Raw genomic sequence first — 15,087 nt, 5'->3', positions numbered from 1 at the left:
CTTTGTTAGAAGTTAATTTCCGTTTTGTAATAAACCACCGTGTTATCGACGGTTTCTTCTTCCATTGAGTCTGGTTTTTTAACGGGCCACCCTGCCATAACGTAGGAAGAGAAATGGCTGCCAGTGGCTTTAACGCCCACTGATGCGCCCATCATGAATTGGCTGTCGCAGACATTGACGCCTTTCGGGCAATTATCTTTTGTGAAGCCAGCGTCGTAGCCAATATAGGGAGTCAGCTGGTAAATACCGGCCAGTCCAATATCGAAAGGAAACTGCAGGCTATTGGCAATCCACGCGCCGCTGTCGCTCATCACGTTATCGTCTTTGAAACCACGAACGGTGTATTCATCGCCGATAGTCACTTTGGCATCACTCACCAGCACATCCGGCGTGTACTGAAAACCGCTGTTCAGCTCGTAGGTCATGCCGAGTCGGCCAAACTTAGCGAGCGGGCGCGTCCAGGAGGCAATGCCGTTGTATTTCAGATAATCGACGTCGAAACCCTCAAGGTCTTTATCGCCGTCGCGGGCTGAACCAAACCACGGCACCGCCGCGGTGACGCTCAGATCGCCATAGAACCAGCCACCGCCCATGGCGCCAACGTAGGTCAGGCCCGACGCCAGCGAGGTGTAGGTTTTTGAGCTAACGTCAATGCGCGCGTTTTCGATGCCGTTGTAGTTATCCCGGCGTTCGACTTTCATCCAGGCGCTGGTTTTGCCCGTTGCGCCACGCATCAGCATGCGGCTGATACGCAGGGATGCACGCTCTGACGTGCCATCGGAATCGTAAATGCCGAAGCCGCCGTCGATGCCTTTTTCGTATTCGGATTTGTAATAGCTGGTATCAAACCCCCAATAGCCCAGCGGCACGCTGTAGCTAAATGACCAGGAGTCCTGTTTATCATTATTATTTTTCAGATCGTTCCACGAGTAATACGCATTAAAAATGTCGTTTAATCCGGCAATATTTTTTGCCGTCAGGCTGCCGTAATATTGCTGCCAGCCTTCTGATTTGCTCCCGGAGTTATTTAACCCCGCCGCCGCGTCAATCGGAAATGAGGGCTGATGAATCAGGTTAAGATCGGAATAGCCATTAATGATTGAGGGTTCAACGCTAATATTATCCCTCTCCGAGACCCGCATCAGGTTCTCAACCATCTGGTCGACATCCTGCATATTGAGGATCTTGTCTTTGGCAAACGGGTAGGCGGTAAAAAGACGCGTGCTATCACGCAGGCCCGGTGTCTGGCCGTTCACCTTAAAATCGTTAATCTTTCCCCACAGCACGCGAAGCTTAAGCGTACCGCTCTTGATGTTGCCGGGGTCGATACTGATAAGAGTGGTGGCATAGCCACGGGAAATATAAAAATCCGTTAACTCTTTCACTAAGGTGAAAATGTCAGATTTACCAAGATCCTTACCCAGATAGCGCTGGACGATCTCCTCGCGCTGCGGCGATCCGTCGAACAGATGATCGTCGAGGATCTCGATCCGGGTTACGTTGAACTTCCACGATGAATTTGCCGGCAGGCCGGTCTCCGCGTCTTCGCCGCGAATTGCGCGCTGCTGTTGCAGCAACGCTTCCGTTCTTTTCGCCTCTTCAATCAGATACTGGTTACTCTGCCGCTCCAGGCGGTCAAGTTCCTGCTTGTTCTGAACTGAGGGCAGTATGGCGGCATGGGCCACCTGTAATAAAGGCAGTAAAAACAGGACGTTTTTGATTTTAAAATGACAACGCATCACTCTCTCCCTGAGCGTTATTTAATGACAACGGTGTATTGAACGGCGCCGACAACTTTGCCGGGGGTGAGGGCCGTCTTACGATCGACCCCGCCGCCAACATAGATTTGTGCCTGATAGTTTTTGGTGAGCGTGGAGGCGGTATAGACCTTCTCCTTACCCAGCGTGATCGCGGTTGAGTTCTTCTCAAAAAGGCGAATACTGAAATTGCTTGCATAGCCATCGCCGCTTTCAACGCCGATCACACCGGTCAACGCGCCTAAAGGGGTGTTAATTAAGGAGTTGAAAGTGATGCCAATTTGTTCCGTAGAAGGGCAGCCCACGGTGATGCTGAAGTCTTTTTTAACACCCTGAAAAGTATCGTCGTTTTGAAAATCGGCGATGTTATAGGTGCCTAAATCGACGTTTGTTGCCGAGGGGTAAATGGAGCACGAGGCGGTAACCACCTTAATGGCAACACCAAAGTTGATGGCCATAATCGGCAGTTTTTCGCTTTCATCGGCGGACGGGATCACCAGTGCCTCCGCCACCTTACCCGCTGGAATAAAGTATTCCCCTTCAGGCATCGAGCCGGTCTGGACCATTTCCACCAGAACCGTACTGTTTTTCACTCCACAACCGGTGGAGCACGTGGTCGGCGAACCCGAGTTACCCGGCAGCCATGAAGATTCGGTCTGCGTGGGCCATCGCATGCGAATGCCTATCCCCGGGATTTCGGTGTTATAGACATGATCAATCTGCGACCGGATATAGCTTCGCGAATAGCTTGAATGCCATGAAGATTGGGTGGACGCGTCGCAGGTGTAGCTGACGTCCGGCACCTGATAGGTTTTGCTCCATAAAACCTTGCCGACTTCACGCTGCTTTATGACGTTAAGCGTGATGTCGTCCATGATATTCAGCGTCGCCAACGGGGACGTGAGGGTGCACAACGCCGCATAGGCGTTGTTGCACGTTAAAGAGATAAACGCCGTGGATAAAAGAATCAGCGCAGCCGTAAAAATCCGTTTCATGGTGTTGCCCCGTTATTGATGCAGGTAATTTCAATAGCCTTAAACGCTTCTTCCTTGGTTGGTCGGTCCTCAGTGCCTTGCTTCACATAACGCGCACCGCACTGCGCGGGCTTTTTATTTTTCTTCCACTGGAGGGTAAAGACGTTTTGGCCTTCCTTAAGCGCCACCATCGCCACGCCGTTTTGACCGACCATGCCGATCGCGTTGTGCGATTCGTCCAGTACCGACGCACCAAATGGGATCACTTCGCCGGAAGGCTGCATAAAGCGCACAAAGCTCTGGCGATTGGCCTGGGTGTCCATTTTGATCAGCACTGCCGCGCCGGAGGTTGGCACGATGGTTCGGCGGGTGTCGTCGACCTCGACGGTATACGCGGTGCCTTTCGGGTCGGCGTACACCTCGTTGTACTTGTAAGGCACCAGATACCCGACAATGCCGTAGCCGTTGTCTTTGATGACGGCCTGGGAATCCGGGTAGATGCGGGAGCCTTCTGCGCCTTTTGCTTCCACGATGCCAATGGTGTCTGCGAGGGTCGGCACAAAGTTGATGCCGCCTTCATGCACCACCACGCCGCCGTTCAGGTTGACCCCTCCCATAAAGGAGTCCCGGGACTGGCTGTAGGTCATCCCGCCCGAGGCGCTCTCGCCCGTGTAGGAGAGGTTCATGCCGAAGTTAGTTTCCGGTGTGTTGGACTGGCTGAAATAGCCGCCAAAGCCAAACTGTGAGCGTTCCCCGGCGGAGCCGTTCAGCGAGGTACGGAAGTTGGCTTCTTCGCTGTTATAGCTAAAGTTGGCCCCCAGGCGAGCCTGCTTCTCGTAGTGGTGGCCAAGCGGCATGCTCACGTTCAGGTAGAGCGTATCTTCGTGGTCGCCATCGTCGTTATTGGTGCGGCCAAGGGAGATCCCCCAGGTCGTGATGCCAAACTGGTTGTTGTAGCCCAGCACGAAGTTCGACTTTTCATTCCGGCCCTGCTCGTTATTCCAGACGTTGCCCACAAACCCGCTGACGTAGAAGCTTCCCCAACCGGCGGGAAGCGTCTGGTTGATGTTGGCTTCCAGTCGCTCGCGATAGCGTTCCGGGAGAAAGTCTTCTTCATCGGCTTCAATCGAGCGCTTCAGGCTGACCGCGTCGCTCAGGGAGTAGAAATTCGCGCTGGAGTAGCGATAGCCAATCAGGCTGAAGTTCGTCCCGGTTGTCGGGAGGGTCTTCGCCAGGCTAATGCGCAGGCTCATATTGCAGAACGTGCCGCAGCCTGCGGTGTCCGGCTGCCCCTCGAAGCGGGTGAAAGAGCGCGTCACGTCTACGCCTAATGCGCCCAGACGGGTGTTAATCGCAAAACCGGTCATCAGCGCCGCATAATCACCTTCGAACGCGCTCTGTCCGCCAACGTAGCCGGTAAAGTTATTGAATAAGCCGTACTGAAACGTGCCCTCAACCGCTTTCGGATCCTCTTTCAGCCAGGTATCGCGGATTTCACCCGCAGCCACAGAGTAGCGGGAGTAACCTTCGCGCAGCAGCTGCGGCACGCTGGAGTAGGGGACCACGAAGTAGGACTCTTTGCCGTTTGTCTCTTTTACGGTGACCTCAAGATCGCCGTTATAGCCGGTCGCATAGAGATCGCTGATGGCGAACTCCCCAGGCGGCACCACTTTTTCATACAGGGTGTTGCCAGCCTGCTTGATGGTCACCGTGGCGTTGCTGTTGGCGATGCCGCGCACCACCGGGGCATAGTTGCGTACCGAGTCGGGAAGCATGCGATCGTCCGTGGCGAGACGAACGCCACGCAGGGCGGTAGTGTCAAAAAAATCACCGGTGGTGTTCAGATCGCCCAGCACTATCTGCGATTGCAGCGGCGCAATGGCCCGCTCTGCATAGGCCTGGATATGCTGTACGCCGGTATTTTCCGTGTCGCTGCCGGAGCTCAGGCTGTCGTAGGTCGTAAAACGCCATGCCCCCAGTGCGAGGGTGTTGTGCAAATTGCTGTAGAGATAGGTCGCGTTGTCCTGAGCGGGGCGATAACGTGAACTGGTGGCGCTAAGGGTATAGGAGGACATCAGCGCCGGTACGCCGTTATCCCATAACTCCGGGCTTACGTAACCCGCAGGCGTATTCAGCAGCATTGCCTGAGGAATCGTGACATCCAGCTGTTCTTCTACCGCATTATAATTAACCGTCGCGCCTTTAATCAGCTCAGGGAGAATAATGCAGGTATTCTGCTACCAGTCGGGGGGAAGTTTTGATGTGTCGACGTCAAAGCGGACGACCATTTCGGGCGTCATGCAGGCGTTGAATCCCTGCTCATTATTTGCAGCCACAAAGGTAACGGTCCAGGTATTAACCGGCTTGAGGTTGCTGTAAACCTCAAGCGTATATTTCCCCGGCAGTATTTTTTCAACGCCGTCAAATTGTGTCAGATCGATTCCGCTATCGTAATACTTCATAAACCCACGAGAAAATGTCATCGGCTTACTGGTATCACTGGCATATACTGCGAGTGGCGCAATGGTCACCGAAATGACAAAGCCACTAATCACCCGCAGAATGTTAGTTTTCTTGTAAAACATCGACATATCACCGTCCTGGTCAATATGATTACTAATCAGAAGTTATACGTGCGCTTAATATAGGCACCCAGATCGGTAATATAATTGTATTGGAATGTCCCTTTCCCCTGCACGGCGTTAACCTGCGGGAAGTGATATACCAGCGTGCTATATGGCGCGATCATCTCGCCATCAATCATGACATCTTTACCCTGAGCATCTCTGAGCCAGACATTTGTCATGCTTACATGGAAAGGCGAATTATTTGTTCCAACGACGTCATAACCGTTGGCTGCTTTTTTCAATTGCCAGGTTAATTCATCCGCCGCTTTCATCGGATTACCTTTCAGACCAACCGGGCGATAGAAAAATTTAATCAGCGTTCTGAACGCCATCTTTAGCTGATTTTTATCTACGTCTTCCGCCATTTCAGGCGGAATATCCAGGACATTGAGCCACAGAACCGTTTCACGATCTTTTGGATATTTCGCGGCGGCGCCTTCCGTCTGGAATATGCGGAAAACTTTCCCCTTTTGGCCGTTAATTCTGGCCGCCGGTGGGGTGATAAAGAAAGGCAAATCTTCTTTGGCGATGCCGTCACTCTTATCGGTGCTGGAAAGCCACACCTGAACCAGTTCAGGCGCTTTGCTGACGTTATTAATACGAATCGTTTGTTCTTTCTCCCCGGCGTTGAATGCCACGCGGGTCGTCATAATTTGAATCGTTGCACTGGCCGCAAAGGAAAAGGCCAGCGTCATCATGAATACAGAAGATATAACAAGTTTTTTTAACATCTGGCCTAATCCTTTAGGTGATACTTTTAGCGGATAAACCCGCGGTGCGCGCGATTACTGATATTTAATGGAGTACACAACGTCGGTTGAGACTTGACCGGCAGTAGATGCACCACCCGTCGCCACATATTGTGCCCAGTAATCAAAGCGAGCCGTATTACCGGCAACCGTAACAGTTTTAGCGCTATCGTTTGCAGTATTCAGGTTCAGTTTTGCTTTTGAAGAATCCAGTAAACCAACCTGAACTTTCTCCGCTCCGCCTGACGCTTTAGCCACGGTATTTTTCAGGTTACCGGTGGTGGCATCGATATTGGTGCTTTGCGCCAGTTCGAAGAATACGCTGGCAACTTTGCCATTGGTGCAGTTTGCGCCGCTTAACGTAATGTGGAATGGGGTATCGCCCGCACGCTGTCCATCCGTTGCAAGCGCGGTTGTACTAATAGAAGGTAAATGAACGGTAAAGTCTGGGCTTTCAGATTCGCCCTGTGCGTCACCGCCGGTAATAGTACAGGTTGCGTCGCTAATAGTACCTTCAAAAGTAATCGTGCCATCTTCTGCTGCCGCGGCGGTACCGATGGTTGAAAGAACGGCCAGGATTGCCAGCTTAGATAACTTATTCATAAAAATATCCATATCATTTCATTGGGGGGGGCTATTGTATAGAGGTCATCTCCTCCACCGCTATCGTCCCAGCCTAAATATATTCCTAGTTTTAAAATGGTATATTTATTAAATTTATGAATTAAGTTTTGCTTCAAACTTTTAAACGCAAATAATGCGAAGAAATGGGGGGGTTAAGATAATATCAATTCTAAAAATGAATTTTATCGGTATGGTGAATAATTAGGAGCCGTAAAAGTCTGGCAACACAATTGATTTATGTTTTGAAAAGTGAGCTTGAATCTTCACGTTCCAGAGGCTAGCATTAGGCAAAAGCAGTAAGGACATCAATCCCTTCCTCGTCGGGTTTAACGACGCGGAGGGGATTTTTTTTCATCTGTATCTAATGCAACGACTTTTAAGAGGTCAGGACATGAGCACTTTAGGTCATCAGTACGACAACTCTCTGGTATCTAACGCGTTTGGTTTTTTACGCCTTCCGATGAACTTCCAGCCCTACGACAGCGATGCTGACTGGGTGATCACCGGTGTGCCGTTCGATATGGCAACCTCGGGTCGTGCCGGTGGACGTCATGGCCCGGCGGCGATCCGTCAGGTTTCCACCAACCTGGCCTGGGAGCATAACCGCTTCCCGTGGAACTTCGACATGCGCGAGCGCCTGAACGTGGTTGACTGCGGTGACCTCGTGTATGCCTTCGGCGACGCGCGTGAGATGAGCGAAAAGCTGCAGGCCCACGCCGAGAAACTGTTGGCTGCCGGTAAGCGTATGCTCTCCTTCGGTGGCGACCACTTTGTGACTCTGCCACTGCTGCGCGCCCACGCGAAACACTTTGGCAAAATGGCGCTGGTCCATTTTGATGCGCATACCGACACCTACGCGAACGGCTGCGAGTTTGACCACGGAACTATGTTCTACACTGCACCGAACGAAGGCCTGATCGATCCGAACCACTCCGTGCAGATCGGTATTCGTACTGAGTTCGACAAAGACAACGGCTTCACCGTGCTGGATGCCTGCCAGGTGAACGATCGCGGCGTGGACGACATCATCGCGCAGGTGAAGCAGATTGTCGGCGATATGCCAGTCTACCTGACCTTCGACATCGACTGCCTGGATCCTGCCTTTGCGCCAGGCACCGGTACGCCGGTGATCGGTGGCCTGACGTCCGACCGCGCCATCAAGCTGGTGCGCGGCCTGAAGGATCTGAACATCGTCGGGATGGACGTGGTGGAAGTGGCGCCAGCCTATGACCAGTCCGAAATCACGGCCCTGGCGGCAGCGACCCTGGCACTGGAAATGCTCTACATTCAGGCGGCGAAAAAAGGCGAATAAGCCTTAGGCGCTGATTGCTGCTGCGCGACGCATGCGCAGCAGCAACATTCCTCCGGCCAGAAGGGTGATCGCCTGCGACACGACCAGGACCGAAAAGCCAGAGCTGACCGACCCGACCGATTTCATCACCACCCCCATCAGCAGCGGAATAAACGCCGCACAGATATTCCCTATGCCATTAATGATCCCATACGCGCTACCCACCGCTTCCCGCGCGGCATGATGTTGGATCACCGCAGGGATCGCAGCTCCCTGAAGTCCCCAGAACGCATTGGCGGACAACATAAACATCCCCAGCCAGACAGGCTGATGGCTGAGCATCAGCGCGACCACGGACAGCGCCGTTAACGCGCCTCCCACCACAAACAGCAGCGGTGCCTGTTCCGGGCGCATTTTGTCGAGCAGCACGCCGCCCAAAAATTTCGATCCCAGGCTCAGCAGGAAGGGAATGGCTGCAAGCAGGCCCGTAGCATGCAGTGAGAAGTGATGTTCATCGCGCAGCCATGCGGGCAGCCAGGCGCTGCTCCCCCAGAGATAGCTCAGCGTGGCGATTTCAACCAACAGGATCCAGCCCAGCAGCGGCGTTTGCCAGGCAAGGGTGAAGGTCTGCACCCATCCCGGCTTTTTCATCTTCCCCCGGCTCTGGGGCGCAGGCAGAAAGCGCCAGATTAACCCGCCACCCAGCACAAGATTCATGACGGCCAACGCGTAGAACGATCCCGCCCAGCCCAGATGCGCCATCAGCCAGGTGATCAGTGGAAAGCCCACCGCCAGCCCGAGCGAGACGCCCAGCGCGGTCACCGCGTTGGGTTTGCCGATCTCTTCTGCGTCAAAGCGCTCGCTGATAAAGCGCGTTTTTAATGAAAAGAGCGGCCCCTCCGCAATCCCCAGAATCACGCGCGCAATGAGCATCCCCATCAGCGAGCCGAGCAAGGGCGAAATCGCACAGACCGCGGCCCAAATCGCAATGCTGCTTAATAATCCCTGCCGATAATGAAGTTTGCTTTCAATAACTGGCGTTAATAATAAAGCCGAAAAACCATAACCCAGCAGAAAGCAGGTCATGAGCATTCCTTGTAACATTCTGTTTTCATTTAACTGAAAATGTGTGGCAAATTCCGGGTGTAAAATCATTACCGAGATATTCACACGGTCGATGTAGGAAATAATTATGAGTAATAAGAGTGCAATTGTACCTTGCCATCTTGCCGTCATGATGCCTGCCTTATGTCTGCGCGTGTGAATATTTTTTATCAGAGTGATTGTCACGGGTGTAAAATGGTTCACCTGTGAAACTCATTGTTTATTAAGAATAAAGTAAAAATAAGTTTCACAGGTGAAACACGATGACGTGCCACCTTTTTATTTTTAATGAGCAAAAAGAAAAGAAGTCAATATCTGTTTTTTGAAATTTTAGACTATCGAAAAATCGTATTCTTTCACGCGGCAATAATGAAAATTTCATATCGCTGCATTTTTTCGTGATCCTTTGCACACTTAGTTAATTAATTACCTCCTGGTTAACAAATTCGTCACATTCGCGCTTGACGAAACATTCATCGCTTTTATATTGACCGTATTAAATAAGAAACAGAGTTTCATATATGAAACAAAAGCCTGGAGGATCGTGATGAGCTGGATAGGCGTATGTGACGCAGAACAAGTACAGGAAGATTTCCCTTTTAGCGGCAACGTCGACGGTAAAGAGATCGGCGTTTATTTGATTGACGGTGAATATTACGCGCTGGAAGACGTATGCCCGCACGCATATGCCCTGCTGAGCCAGGGCTTCGTCGAAGATGGCAAGGTGGAATGCCCGCTACACGAGGCGGTGTTCGACGTCAAAACCGGCCAGTGCCTGCATGGCCCCGGTGGTCGCAACCTTAACCGCTACCCGGTTCGGGTCTTTGAAAACCAAATCCAGATTACCTTCGTCGAGGAGAGCGTGGCATGAGCGACACCCTGAACTACAACCCGGCGCTGCCGGAAAGCCGCCAGTTTACTCCGCCTGCAGAAGGCGGTAACGGTGCCATTCATAAGCCAGGCGATTACCAGAACCTGATCTGGCAAACCCGCAGCCGTGAGCCGGAAAACTGGGAGATGAACCTGATCGCGACGCTGGAAGATCTCTTCGAGCAGGGCGTTGAAACCTTGCCGGAGCTGGTGAACGGGCTGAACGCGGTGCGCATGCACGACCAGCAGGGCGAGCCCTGGAGCGACGCCAGCTTCCAGGCATTCTTACAGGTTAACGGCTACTGAGGACAACGCGATGACGACTACCGTACAAAACTATCTGGATAAAGGTCTGCGCGGCCTCTGGTATCCGGTACTGGCGAGCTGGGAAGTGCAGTCCGCGCCGGTGGGGATTACCCGCCTGGGCGAGCAGATTGTGGTCTGGCGCAATAAAGACGGCCAGGTGCAGGCGCTGGAAGACCGCTGTCCGCACCGCGGCGCACGCCTGTCGATGGGCTGGAACCTTGGGGACCGTATTGCCTGCTGGTACCACGGCGTGGAAGTGGCGGGCAATGGCGAAGTGAAAGATGTGCCCGCCGTGGACAAATGCCCGCTGGTCGGCCAGCAGTGCGTGCGCAGCTATAACGTGCAGGAGGCGCACGGCGCCATTTTCCTGTGGTTCGGCGTCACTGCTGACCAGCAGCCGGACGAGCTGACTTTCCCGGATGAGCTCGCCGACACGGACAGTTTCAGCAACTTCCTCTGCACCGCCGCGTGGAAATGCAATTACCAGTACGCGCTGGAAAACGTCATGGACCCGATGCACGGCACCTATCTGCATTCGTCGTCACATTCGATGGCAGAAGGGGATCGCAAGGCCGACATGGTGCTTCAGCCGACCAAAACCGGCTTCATCTTCGAGAAAAAGGGGCAGAGCGGCGTCAATTTCGACTGGGTGGAATTGGGCAACAGCGGCACCTGCTGGATGCGTCTCTCCATTCCGTATAAGAAGCGTTTCGGACCGGGCGGCCACTTCTTTATCGTCGGCATGGTGGTGCCGGAAGATAACGACAACTGCCGCGTCTTCTTCTGGCGCATCCGCCGCGTGCAGGGCTGGCAGCGCGATATGTGGCGCTTTATGTACCGCAATCGTCTGGAAAAACTGCACTGGGAAGTGCTGGAGCAGGACCGCGTGGTGCTGGAAAGCCTGGCGCCAAATGCCCGTGACCATGAATACCTCTACCAGCACGACGTCGGGCTCTCGCGCCTGCGCCGCATGATGCAAAAGGCCGCGAAAGAACAGCTGGCGATGCGCGAAGCGCAGCAGGGAGCCGCCTGATGAACAGACTGCTGAGCGGGAAGCGCATCGTCGTGACCGGCGCCGCGCGCGGGCTGGGTTACCACTTTGCCAGCGCCTGCGCTGCGCAAGGTGCCTGCGTGGTGATGTGCGACATCCTCAAAGGCGAGCTGGCCGAAAGCGCCCACCGTCTGAGCGAGCAAGGGTATGTAACCGAATCGCACGTTATCGATCTGGCCGATCCGCAGTCCATCGAGCAGGTATTCAGCGCCATTGGCAAACTGGGGCAGATTGACGGTCTGGTGAACAACGCGGCAATGGCGACCGGCGTGGGCGGTAAAAACATGCTGGATTACGATCCGGATCTCTGGGATCGGGTGATGAGCGTGAACGTCAAGGGCACCTGGCTGGTGACGCGTGCCGCCGTGCCGCTGCTGCGCGAAGGGGCAGGGATTGTGAACGTGGCGTCCGATACCGCGCTGTGGGGCGCGCCGCGCCTGATGGCCTACGTGGCCAGTAAGGGGGCGGTGATTGCGATGACCCGCTCAATGGCGCGCGAGCTGGGGGAAAAACGCATTCGAATCAACGCTATCGCGCCGGGGCTGACCCGCGTCGAGGCCACCGAATATGTGCCCGCCGAACGCCATCAGCTCTACGAAAATGGCCGCGCGTTAACGGGCGCGCAGCAGCCGGAGGATGTCACCGGCAGCGTGGTCTGGCTCTTAAGCGATCTGTCGCGGTTTATCACCGGGCAGCTGATCCCGGTCAACGGCGGTTTTGTCTTTAACTAAGGTATGGCGATTATGGCAAACGATCAGGAAGTGAAGTATCTGGTGCCGGGGCTTGAACGCGGTTTGCAGCTGCTGTTGGCCTTCGGCGAGCAGCATCGCGAGCTGACCTTTGCCGAGCTACACCGGCTGGTGGATATGCCGAAGGCCACTGCCTACCGCGTGGTGCAGACGCTGGAGTATATGGGTTTTCTGGAGCGCAATGCGCGCACCAATACCTTCTCGCTGGGCATGAACGTGCTGCGCCTGGGCTTTGAGTACATCGCCTCGCTGGACGTGGCGCAGGTAGGCCAGCCGGTGATCGAGCAGCTTCGCGATGTCAGCCAGTGCAGCAGCCATCTGGCGATCCGCGACGGACGCGACATTATTTACATTGCCCGCGTCAGCGCCGCCGGGTCGCGTATCAATCAGGTCAGCATTGGCACCCGTCTGCCGGTGCACTGTACCTCGCTTGGCCGCATGTTATTGACCGATATTTCCCGCGCCGATTTTGAACAGCTGTTCCCGCACGAGCGGCTGCCGGGCAACACGCCGGGGCAGCTTCACGACCGCGAAGCCCTGTGGCAGATGGTGCAGCAGGACAAAGCCCGCGGATATGTGATTGGCGAGTCTTTCTTCCGCCACGGCATCTCTTCCATCGTCTATCCGGTGTATGACCGAAGCCAGCGCGTGGCGGCGGTGGTCAGCATTCTGGTGCCGTCGGAGGAGATCCCGCAGACCGACCGCGAGCGGCTCCAGAACGAGGTTCGCCTCGCGGCAGATAAAATTTCTGGCTTCTTAGGGTACCTGTCACAGGCCAGTTAAATCAGTGAGTTAACGTCAGGCGCTTCAGTGCGTCGGGCATGTTTTACGCCCAATTTGGGCCAGATGAGGCAACGAACGATGAGTGTAACCGGAATTGAAAAGCTGGAATTTGGCGTGGAAGACCTGACGCACTGCGCCAAATTTATGCGTGATTTTGGCCTGACGGGCGATGCCAGCGGCCAGCGTTTTACCACCCTGAGCGGCGCGCGCGTGGAGCTTAATCCGATCGACAGCCCCGACCTGCCGCCAGCCTTTGAAGCGGGCAACACCCTGCGCCGTATGACCTGGGCGGTGGCCACCCCGGCAGACCTCGATGCGCTGCGCCCGAAGCTTGCCGGGCAGCCTGGCTTTCGTGAAGTGGGCGACGCCCTGGAGTGCCGCGATCCGAACGGCATGACGCTGCGCGTGCAGGTCAGCCAGCAGACCGACGTGGAGCTGAACGTTGAGCCGATTAACCAGTGGGGAGACGCTCGCCGAATCGACACCCCCAGCCCGGTCTACGATCGCGCCCAGCCGATTAACGTCGGGCACGTGGTGTTTTTCGTTGAGGAGCTGGCCGCGGTGGAGACATTCTATCGCGAAGTGCTCGGCTTCCAGGTCTCTGACCGCTACATCAATCGCGCCGTATTCCTGCGCTGCGGCGTGCGCGGCGGCCATCACAACCTGTTCCTGCTGCAATTACCGAACCGCAAGCGCGGGCTAAACCACGTTGCGTTTACGGTGCGCGACATCCACGAGGTGATCGGCGGCGGTATCGCGATGAATAAAAACGCCTGGAGCACGTTTATTGGGCCGGGCCGTCATCCGGTGTCGTCGGCCTATTTCTGGTACGTCAACAGCCCGACCGGCGGCGCGTTTGAGTATTACACCAACGACGATTACCTGACCGAAAACTGGCAGCCGCGCGAGCTGGAGCATTCGCTGGTCTCCTTCACCGAATGGGCGGTGGAAGGCGGCATCGACCACGACACGCGCCGTCAGCAGAAAAAGCCGGAGGCGGTATGACGTCGCGCATTGTCATTATCGGCGGCGGTCAGGCGGGCGGCTGGGCGGCAAAAACCCTCCGCGACGAGGGCTTCGAGGGCGAGATTTGCGTGGTGGCGGAAGAAGCGTGGGATTTCTACGAACGTCCGCCGCTGTCGAAGGCGTCTCTGCTGGAGCCTGACGCGGCGCTCCCGCGGCTGTTTTCCGAAGAGGCACAGCAGGCGCTGGATCTGACCTGGTACCGCCCACTGCGTGCGGAGCAGATCGACCGTCAGACAAAAACGGTGTGTTTAAGCAACGGTACGCATCTTAGTTACAACATTCTTTTGATTGCCACCGGAGGGCGGGCGCGTCTGCCGGGCGAGGCGTGGGCGGCGCATCCGCAGGTCTATACCCTGCGCCACTGGCAGGACGCGCAGCGTCTGAAGGGGCGTCTGGCGCAGAGTAAAACCCTGGCGATTGTGGGCGGCGGCTGGATCGGCCTTGAGATTGCCGCCTCCGCGCGCAAAAACGGCGTGGCGGTCACGCTGTTCGAGCAGCAGCCCGCGCTGTGCATGCGGTCGGTGAGCGGAGAAGTATCGCAACGCTTAGCGGCCATCCATCGCGAACAGGGCGTCGACATCCGTACCGGCTGCGGCGCGCTGGAGCTGGAGGACGACAATGGCCTGCCGGTTATTCACTGTGATGGCCAGCGCGAAACCTTTAATGCGGTGGTGGTCGGGATCGGCGTCGATCTCAATCTGGAACTGGCGCACGATGCGGGGCTTCATACCGGGCGCGGGATCGTGGTGGACGCTCATGGGCGTACCTCGGATCCGTTCATCTTTGCGGCTGGCGATGTGGCTCAGCATCACCACTACGGCTTGTGCATTCAGTCGTGGGCATTTGCCCAGAATCAGGCGGTGGCGACGGCGAAAGCGATGCTCAACCCCGATGCGCCAGGCTACGACGACGCGCCGTGGCTGTGGTCGGATCAATACCAGCACAATATTCAGATCCTCGGCATTCCGCATCCGGGCAGCAACACGATAGCGCGTGAAGATTCGCTCTTTTTCTCGCTGGATGAAAACGGACGACTGACGCAGCTGGTGGCGTTTAACGATGCGCGCACCGTCAAGCTGGCGAAACGCTGGATGGCGGCAGGGCGGGATTTATCGGACGTACCGCTCGCCGACCCGACTTTTTCACTGATGTCATTGCGATAGCTAACCCGCACCC

At 55.3% G+C, this 15,087-nt stretch carries 14 protein-coding genes and 1 pseudogene; 8 read left to right on the top strand and 7 right to left on the bottom strand.

Annotation, left to right across the window (positions count from 1 at the left end):
• Nucleotides 1-5: 5 nt before the first annotated feature.
• The 6 genes and pseudogenes from BFV64_RS19245 to BFV64_RS19225 all read right to left on the bottom strand — a co-directional run bounded on the left by BFV64_RS19245 (nt 6) and on the right by BFV64_RS19225 (nt 6,710).
• The gene (locus BFV64_RS19245) at nt 6-1,739 is read right to left on the bottom strand and encodes a ShlB/FhaC/HecB family hemolysin secretion/activation protein (RefSeq protein WP_069602354.1); all 1,734 of its coding nucleotides are present in this window, start codon (nt 1,737-1,739) and stop codon (nt 6-8) included.
• A 17-nt stretch (nt 1,740-1,756) separates the two neighbouring features.
• Entirely contained in the window at nt 1,757-2,752 is a 996-nt protein-coding gene (locus tag BFV64_RS19240) for a fimbrial protein (protein WP_014885179.1), read from the bottom strand.
• On the bottom strand, nt 2,749-3,015 hold the full coding sequence (locus BFV64_RS25970; protein ID WP_235611149.1) for a FimD/PapC C-terminal domain-containing protein: 267 nt from the start codon (nt 3,013-3,015) through the stop codon (nt 2,749-2,751). The genes BFV64_RS19240 and BFV64_RS25970 overlap by 4 nt, the downstream gene beginning before the upstream one ends.
• Nucleotides 3,016-3,069: 54 nt before the next feature.
• Nucleotides 3,070-5,214 (bottom strand): annotated as a pseudogene (locus BFV64_RS19235) (fimbria/pilus outer membrane usher protein); the annotation flags it as partial.
• 137 nt (nt 5,215-5,351) lie between these two features.
• A complete protein-coding gene (locus BFV64_RS19230) occupies nt 5,352-6,089 on the bottom strand; it encodes a fimbrial biogenesis chaperone (protein WP_014885177.1) in 738 nt (245 codons plus the stop codon).
• Between the two features lie 54 nt (nt 6,090-6,143).
• On the bottom strand, nt 6,144-6,710 hold the full coding sequence (locus tag BFV64_RS19225) for a fimbrial protein (protein ID WP_228371844.1): 567 nt from the start codon (nt 6,708-6,710) through the stop codon (nt 6,144-6,146).
• Between the two features lie 412 nt (nt 6,711-7,122).
• On the opposite strand from BFV64_RS19225, the gene speB reads away from it, so the two are divergent.
• Entirely contained in the window at nt 7,123-8,043 is a 921-nt protein-coding gene (gene speB, locus BFV64_RS19220) for an agmatinase (RefSeq protein ID WP_002434404.1), read from the top strand.
• 3 nt (nt 8,044-8,046) lie between these two features.
• On the opposite strand, the gene BFV64_RS19215 is transcribed toward speB, so the two are convergent.
• The gene (locus BFV64_RS19215; protein WP_023337748.1) at nt 8,047-9,258 is read right to left on the bottom strand and encodes an MFS transporter; all 1,212 of its coding nucleotides are present in this window, start codon (nt 9,256-9,258) and stop codon (nt 8,047-8,049) included.
• 415 nt (nt 9,259-9,673) lie between these two features.
• On the opposite strand from BFV64_RS19215, the gene BFV64_RS19210 reads away from it, so the two are divergent.
• The 7 genes from BFV64_RS19210 to BFV64_RS19180 all read left to right on the top strand — a co-directional run bounded on the left by BFV64_RS19210 (nt 9,674) and on the right by BFV64_RS19180 (nt 15,074).
• A complete protein-coding gene (locus tag BFV64_RS19210) occupies nt 9,674-9,997 on the top strand; it encodes a Rieske (2Fe-2S) protein (RefSeq protein ID WP_014885174.1) in 324 nt (107 codons plus the stop codon).
• Nucleotides 9,994-10,302: a recombinase-like helix-turn-helix domain-containing protein gene (locus BFV64_RS19205; protein WP_014885173.1), complete on the top strand. Its 309-nt coding sequence runs from the start codon at nt 9,994-9,996 to the stop codon at nt 10,300-10,302. The genes BFV64_RS19210 and BFV64_RS19205 overlap by 4 nt, the downstream gene beginning before the upstream one ends.
• A gap of 10 nt (nt 10,303-10,312) precedes the next feature.
• A complete protein-coding gene (locus tag BFV64_RS19200; protein ID WP_014885172.1) occupies nt 10,313-11,335 on the top strand; it encodes a Rieske 2Fe-2S domain-containing protein in 1,023 nt (340 codons plus the stop codon).
• Nucleotides 11,335-12,084, top strand: coding sequence for an SDR family oxidoreductase (locus BFV64_RS19195; protein WP_045281989.1), 750 nt, complete (start codon nt 11,335-11,337; stop codon nt 12,082-12,084). Before BFV64_RS19200 ends, BFV64_RS19195 begins: the two co-directional genes overlap by 1 nt.
• A 12-nt stretch (nt 12,085-12,096) precedes the next feature.
• Entirely contained in the window at nt 12,097-12,885 is a 789-nt protein-coding gene (locus BFV64_RS19190) for an IclR family transcriptional regulator (RefSeq protein ID WP_014885170.1), read from the top strand.
• Between the two features lie 78 nt (nt 12,886-12,963).
• Nucleotides 12,964-13,890 carry a VOC family protein gene (locus tag BFV64_RS19185; protein WP_014885169.1) on the top strand — a complete coding sequence of 309 codons (927 nt, stop codon included), beginning with the start codon at nt 12,964-12,966 and terminating at the stop codon, nt 13,888-13,890.
• On the top strand, nt 13,887-15,074 hold the full coding sequence (locus BFV64_RS19180) for an NAD(P)/FAD-dependent oxidoreductase (protein ID WP_045281990.1): 1,188 nt from the start codon (nt 13,887-13,889) through the stop codon (nt 15,072-15,074). The genes BFV64_RS19185 and BFV64_RS19180 overlap by 4 nt, the downstream gene beginning before the upstream one ends.
• The last annotated feature ends 13 nt before the right edge of the window (nt 15,075-15,087 follow it).

The sequence above is a fragment of the Enterobacter kobei genome (genome assembly GCF_001729765.1).
In the GTDB taxonomy this organism is placed as follows: Bacteria; Pseudomonadota; Gammaproteobacteria; order Enterobacterales; family Enterobacteriaceae; genus Enterobacter; species Enterobacter kobei.
Note: the sequence above shows the minus strand (reverse complement) of the source record. Positions and strands in the feature narration are given on the sequence as shown.